The following is a 920-nucleotide window of genomic DNA, read 5'->3' as shown; positions in this document are numbered from 1 at the left end:
CCATAGCTCCTCAGAATCTCATGAACAGACTTACATAAGGCATCAAAGCTTAGATATGCAGTTAGCGGCAACCACTCATGTTTCACCTTCTTCCATAGAATTTCTATTAGATTCAACTCTGGGGAATAGCTCGATAAAAAAATGACATATACCCGCTTATTGACCCAGTCATAGCAAGCCTTTCTGAACTTCTTTGCACGATGCATTGAGGCATTGAGGCATTGTCCAGTACGATTACAATGAAGCTTTCCGGGTCTTTCTGCTCAATAAACTGATTAAAGGCTTCAACCACAACATCCGCCGTCACCCTCTCAGTCGTTGAGTGATAAAACAACTTTCCTTGCTGGCTGAGAAAACCCAGTACATTGAGCCTTCGACTATGGCTGTAAGCTGGAACTTCCAGGGGAGCACCTATTGGGCTCCAGGCATAAGGCAGAGAGGATCGCTGAGAAAAGCCTGATTCATCAAAGTAATACAACTCGCTCTTACCTTCTTTTTCCCATTGGCTGAACTCTGATAGCATCCCCTGGGTATTGCGAAAATCCTCTTCATCTCGACGATCCTTCAGTGAGTACCTGATCCGTTTAAAGCTATACTCTTTTTTTTAATGCTCGTTTCAGAGTCATGGAACAGGAATGCTTGCCTGTTTCTTGTTCCAGTTTTGCCTGTGCTGTTTTCAATTGGTGGGGCGATTTCTGAAGCAGATCCACAAAGTCATCTATTTCACTTTCACTATATATAGGAGGACGGCCAGGGTGGGGCTTGCCCTCTAAACTATCTAACCCATTGTTTTCCCAGTTAGTAATCAGAATTCCGACTGTTTCGCGGGTGATATCAAGAATATGGGCTATTTGATCCATGGAGAACTGTTTATGGCTCAGTAAGATGGCGTGAGCACGGCGACGAGTTGCAGGTTTGTC

General features: G+C 44.3%; 3 protein-coding genes. All 3 read right to left on the bottom strand.

Annotated elements, in window-relative coordinates; all coding sequences use genetic code 11:
• On the bottom strand, positions 1 to 206 hold a 206-nt coding region (locus H4O21_RS26395; RefSeq protein ID WP_368737589.1), incomplete at its 3' end, for a transposase.
• Positions 113 to 523 carry a transposase gene (locus H4O21_RS23985; RefSeq protein ID WP_182812364.1) on the bottom strand — a complete coding sequence of 137 codons (411 nt, stop codon included), beginning with the start codon at positions 521 to 523 and terminating at the stop codon, positions 113 to 115. The genes H4O21_RS23985 and H4O21_RS26395, both read right to left, overlap by 94 nt.
• A 67-nt stretch (positions 524 to 590) precedes the next feature.
• Positions 591 to 920: helix-turn-helix domain-containing protein (locus tag H4O21_RS23980; protein ID WP_182812361.1), on the bottom strand; the 330-nt coding region annotated here is incomplete at its 5' end.

The sequence above is a fragment of the Oceanospirillum sediminis genome (assembly GCF_014164585.1).
In the GTDB taxonomy this organism is placed as follows: domain Bacteria; phylum Pseudomonadota; class Gammaproteobacteria; order Pseudomonadales; family Halomonadaceae; genus Oceanospirillum; species Oceanospirillum sediminis.
The sequence above is the reverse complement of the archived record's forward strand: the minus strand, read 5'-3'. Positions and strand labels throughout refer to the sequence as shown.

What these genes read in the sequence shown, in the direction of transcription:
- H4O21_RS23985 (WP_182812364.1), bottom strand. Translation starts at nt 523, where the DNA reads ATGCTATCAGAGTTCAGCCAATGGGAAAAAGAAGGTAAGAGCGAGTTG.